Origin of the sequence: Nocardiopsis protaetiae, from assembly GCF_045446735.1 — a bacterium.
GTDB lineage: Bacteria > Actinomycetota > Actinomycetes > Streptosporangiales > Streptosporangiaceae > Nocardiopsis > Nocardiopsis protaetiae.
On sequence record NZ_JBJJBV010000367.1, the window covers coordinates 1 to 5535 of the forward strand.

Genomic DNA, 5535 nt, shown 5'->3' on the forward strand with positions numbered 1-5535 from the left:
AGCGGCCGGGAGCGGGTGACGGCCCGGGCGCTCCTCCCGGCACGTTCGCGCGCCCGGGGTGCGCCCGGGCGCGCGGCTCGGATCAGCCGCCGGTGGTGGCGAGGGTGAGGGGGAGGACGGCGGGGGCGCCGAGCCCGCGCAGGATCGCGGCGCCGACGGTGAGGCTCCATCCGGTGTCGGTGTGGTCGTCGATGAGCAGGACCGGGCCCGGTGCGTCGGCCTGGAGGTCGGCCAGGGCCTCGGCCAGGCCCGGGGCCGGGACCAGGGCGCGGTGCACCTGGGCCAGGCGCATGGCGCTGTTGTGCCGCCGCTCCCCCGGGCCCTCCGGGGTGGCGTAGGCCAGGGAGCCCACCGGGGTGAGGCGGCCCAGGGCGCACAGGCGCTCGGCCAGGTCGTTGATCATCCGTGGCCGGGTGCGCGAGGGCATGACCACCGCGCCCACCGGCCGCTGCTCCCAGTCCCAGGCGGCCAGGACGCGCACCAGCCCCTGGAGGACGCGGTCGCTCACCGGGGCCTCGGGGGCGTCCTCGGCGAGCAGGGCGCGCAGCTCGGCCCCCCAGCCGATGTCGGTGAACCGGCCCAGGGCGCGGCCCGGCACCGCCTGGAGCTCGGGTCTGATCCGCCCCGACAGCGGCACCCCCAGGGTGTCCATGCCGGTGGGCCACTGGCGGCGCGGCTCGATGAGCACGCCCGGGCGGTCCAGGTGGGCGGCGGCCGCCTCCCGGCGGCCCGGGTCGACCCCGGTCTCCCAGGTGCGGCCGGTGCAGTTGTCGCAGCGCCCGCAGGCGGTCGCCTCCGGGTCGTCAAGCTGGCGGCGCAGGAACTCCATCCGGCAGGTGTCCAGGGCGATGTAGTCCAGCATCGCCCGCTGCTCGGTCTCGCGCGCCTTGGCGACCGCCTCGTAGCGCTCGGCGTCGTAGGACCAGGCCTGCCCGGTGGCCTCCCAGCCGCCGCGCACCCGGCGCACCGCCCCGTCGACGTCCAGGACCTTGAGCATCTGCTCCAGTCGGCTGCGGCGCAGGTCCACCCGGGTCTCCAGGCGGGCGACGGACAGCGGCCCGCCCTCGGCCAGCGCGTCGAGGGTGCGGCGCACGGTCTCCTCCGGCGGGAAGGACAGGCTCGCGAAGTACTCCCAGATGCGGGTGTCCTCGCGCCCGGGGAGCAGCACCACCTCGGCCCGTTCCACACCGCGCCCGGCGCGGCCGACCTGCTGGTAGTAGGAGATCGGCGAGGAGGGCGCGCCCAGGTGCACGACGAAGCCCAGGTCGGGCTTGTCGAATCCCATGCCCAGGGCGCTGGTGGCGACCAGCGCCTTGACCCGGTCGGCGAGCAGGTCGTCCTCGGCGGCGCGGCGCTCGTCGGGGTCGGTCTGCCCGGTGTAGGAGCGCACCTCCATGCCCTGCTCGGCCAGGAACCGGGCGGTCTCCTCGGCGGCGGCGACGGTGAGGGTGTAGACGATCCCGGAGCCGGGGATGCGGGGCAGCTGCTCGGCCAGCCAGGCCAGCCGGTCGGTGGGCTCGGGCAGGTCCACCACCGACAGGTGCAGGCTCTCCCGGTCCAGGGCCCCGCGCAGCACGAGGGTCTCGTCCCGGTCGGCCCCGGCGCGCAGCTGCTCGGCGACGTCGCGGGTGACGCGCTCGTTGGCGGTGGCGGTGGTGGCCAGCACCGGGACGCCGTCGGGCAGGTCCAGCAGCAGGGAGCGGATGCGCCGGTAGTCGGGGCGGAAGTCGTGCCCCCAGTCGGAGACGCAGTGGGCCTCGTCGATGACGACCAGTCCGGCCCCGGCGGCCAGCTCGGGCAGCACCCGGTCGCGGAACTCGGGGTTGTTGAGGCGTTCGGGGCTGACCAGCAGCACGTCGACCGCCCCCGCCTCCACGTCGGCGTAGACGGCCTGCCAGTCGGTGGTGTTGGCGCTGTTGACGGTGCGGGCGTGGATGCCGGCGCGCTCGGCGGCGGAGATCTGGTTGCGCATGAGGGCCAGCAGCGGCGAGACGATGACGGTGGGTCCCGCGCCCCGGGCCCGCAGCAGGGCGGTGGCCACGAAGTACACCGCCGACTTGCCCCAGCCGGTGCGCTGGACGACCAGGGCCCGGCGCCGGTCGGCGACCAGGGCGTGGATCGCCGTCCACTGGTCCTCGCGCAGCCGGGCGGAGTCCCCGGCCAGGGCGCGCAGGTGCGCCTCGGCGCTCTCGCGCAGTTCCGCGGCGGCGGGGTCGGTGGTGGGGGTGGGGTCAGGGGTGGTGGCCATGGTTCCTTGGTACCAGAGCCCGCCGACGCCCGGGCCGTTGTCCACAGCCCCGATTCACGCCACGGACCAGTGTCCTCGACCGGACCCGGGAGTCGACAACGGTAACAAAACAGAAACTTTCGAAGTTTCCTCCATTGCGCTCACATCCCGCCTTGCGCACACTCTGGACACGGTTCCTCACGCATGGGAGCGCTCCCATGCGCGAACCCCCCGCTGAACCCCAGAGAGGCGCACCTGAATATGGACGACCACCGACCACCCCCCTCCCCCGAATCCCCCGAACCCTCCCCCACCCCCTCCCGCCGCCGCTCCCCCGGCCGCGGCACCCCCGCCGCCCTCGCGGCGCTCGCGATCGGCGGCGCGACCGTCCTCACCGTCACCACCCTCGTCACCGGCTCCAGCGCGGCCCCCTCGGCCGCCGCGGCGGCCCTGGTCCCGGTCGGCTCCGGGAGCTACGACGACGCCCTCCCGGCCGGCGCCACCGGCCCCTCCGACCTCAACGGCGCACCGGTCGACCCCAAGGTCACCGCCGACTTCGACGGACCGGCCCCCACCAACGAGTGGTGGTCCTCCCTCATCTTCCAGCGCTACCCGGACAACCCCTACGGCGAGAACCTCTACGCCCACCCGGCCACCTACCGCCCCCACTCCGGGGGCCTGGAGATGGGCCACCCCCGCGAGCCCCTGCTCGTCGCGGACGGCCTCAAGTACGAGTTCCCGCACACCGCCGACCTCTCCCTGGGCGCCGTCGGCCTGGACTCCCCCGACACCCGGGTCGCCGACAGCGGCGACTGGACCGTGACCGCCCGCTGGAGCGGCGGCGGCCCCACCGTCGACATCACCATCGGCCAGGGCCTGCCCTTCGCACACGCCCGCACCGACGGCGGCGACGCCCGGGTGGCCTTCACCGCGCCCCCGGACGTCTGGCACGAGGACGGCTCCACGGTCGGCGCCACCGTCAACGGCAACCACTACGCCCTGTTCTCGCCCACCGGGTCCCCGTGGTCCCGCTCGGGGAACACCTTCACCGCGCCCACCGGCAACGGCGGGCACTACTCCGTCGCGCTGCTGCCCTCGCCCGACGCCCTGGACGACTTCGCGCCCTACGCCCACTCCGCCGTCACCGGCTCGGTCGTCGAGTACGACTACGACGAGGCGGCCGCCACCCTCACCAGCACCTACCGGGTACAGACCGAGGCGCTGGAGGGCGACACCGAGGGCACCGTCCTGGCGATGTACCCGCACCACTGGGACAACAGCGACGACGAGGTCGCCGGCCTGTCCTACGCCTCCCCGCGCGGGGAGATGCGGGTGGCCCTGGGCGGCTCCTTCACCACGGAGCTGACCACGCAGGGCATCCTGCCGAGCCTGCCCACCGTCGACTCCGCCGACCACGACCGGATGCGCCTGCTCATCGACGAGGTGCTCGACGAGGACGCGCACTTCCCCTCCCCCGGCGACACCTACTGGGACGGCAAGGCCATGGGGCGCCTGGCCCAGCTGGTGCCCATCGCCGACTCCATCGGCTACACCGAGGGCCGTGACGAGCTCCTGGGCCTGCTCAAGGGGCGCGTCGAGGACTGGCTGACCGCAGGCGGCAGCCGCGGCCTGCACTACGAGGCCGACTGGGGGACCCTCCTGGGCTACCCGGACAGCTTCGGCGCCACCACCGAGCTCAACGACCACGACTTCCACTACGGATACCTGGTCTCGGCCTCCGCCACCATCGCCCGCTACGACCGCGACTGGGCGGCCGAGGACAACTGGGGCGGCATGGTCCGCATGCTCATCGACGACGTGGCCGCCACCGAGGACGGCCTCTTCCCGCGCCTGCGCTCCTTCTCGCCCTACGCCGGGCACGGCTGGGCCTCCGGCCACGCCGGGTTCGCCGCGGGCAACAACCAGGAGTCCTCCTCCGAGGGCATGCACTTCGCCTCCTCCACCGCGCTGTTCGGCGCGCTGACGGGCGACGAGGAACTGCGCGACCTGGGCGTCTTCCTGCACACCACCCAGGCCTCCACCGTCACCCGCTACTGGCAGGACCACGGCGGGGAGACCTTCCCCGACGCGTACGACCACGACGTGGTCGGCATGGTCTGGGGCGACGGCGGCGACTACCGCATCTGGTGGGACGGCGGCGACGAGGAGCACTACGGCATCAACTACCTGCCCATCACCGCCGGGTCCCTCTACCTGGGCCACGACCCCGCGCACGCCGGGGCGATGTACGACTCCCTGGTGGACCGCCTGGGCCGCCAGCCCGAGATCTGGCGCGACATCCACTGGGCGCACCGTGCGCTGTCGGACGGCGACGCCGCCCTGGCCGCGTTCGAGGCGCAGTGGCAGACCTACGAGCCGGAGGCGGGCGGCTCCAAGCCGCACACCTACCAGTGGGTGTCCACGCTGGCCGAGGTCGGCACCGTGGACGCCTCCGTCACCGCCGACACCGCCCACTACGCGGTGTTCTCCAACGGCGACGGGCGCGCCTACACCGCGTTCAACCCCGGTACCTCCCCGATCACCGTCACGTTCTCCGACGGCACCGAACTGGAGGTGGCCCCGGGCACCCTGGCCTCCACCGTCGGCGAGGGCGGCGGGGGCGACCCGGGCGGCCCCGACCCGTCGCCGAGCCCCGACCCCTCCCCCGACCCCGGGGGCGGCGACCTGGGCGACGGCGTCCTGTACCCGAGCGGCTCGGGCCTGTCGACCGAAGCGCCCGGCACCGAAGGCCTCATCACGGTGCCCGGCGCCGGCGGCGTCAACCGCGACGGGAACCCGCCGGCGGACGCGGTGGTGCTCGAACTGACCGGTGTGAGCGGTTCCTTCGACGGCGGGGAGACCGCCTTCTCCCTGCCCGTGGACTCCGGGAACGCGGTCGGCAACGCCGTCCAGGTGCGCGTCGAGTACGACTTCGACGGCGACGGGACCGTCGACCGGACCGAGACCTACCCCTACTTCGCCACGAACGACGTCACCGGCTGGGAGTCCTACACGCAGGGCTCGGGCCCGTCCTCGGCCTCCGGCTCCTTCGCCGACCTCGACGGCGGGACCGTGCGCCTGCGGATCTGGAGCGCCCTGGGCGCGGCCGAGTCCGGCGTGCGGACCGGCGCGGACGGGGGTGCCACCCTGACCGTCCCCTTCGGGAGCTGACGACCGCGGCGGCCCCGCTCCGGCCCGCTTCCGGAGTGGGGTCCGCCCCGCCCCCGCCCCCGCCCCCCGCGCCCCCGGCCGCACCGCCGACCGCAGCACCGGCATCCGCCCGCCGACAGGGGTCATAAAGCCCCACT

General features: G+C 74.6%; 2 protein-coding genes. One reads left to right on the forward strand and one right to left on the reverse strand.

Annotation, left to right across the window (positions count from 1 at the left end; genetic code table 11):
* Positions 1-82: 82 nt before the first annotated feature.
* Complete coding sequence (locus ACJOT3_RS32025) at positions 83-2248, reverse strand: RecQ family ATP-dependent DNA helicase (RefSeq protein ID WP_406976876.1); 2166 nt, start codon at positions 2246-2248, stop codon at positions 83-85.
* A gap of 240 nt (positions 2249-2488) precedes the next feature.
* Between ACJOT3_RS32025 and ACJOT3_RS32030 the strand changes: the two genes are divergently transcribed.
* Entirely contained in the window at positions 2489-5398 is a 2910-nt protein-coding gene (locus ACJOT3_RS32030; RefSeq protein ID WP_406976877.1) for a glycosyl hydrolase, read from the forward strand.
* Positions 5399-5535: the final 137 nt, after the last annotated feature.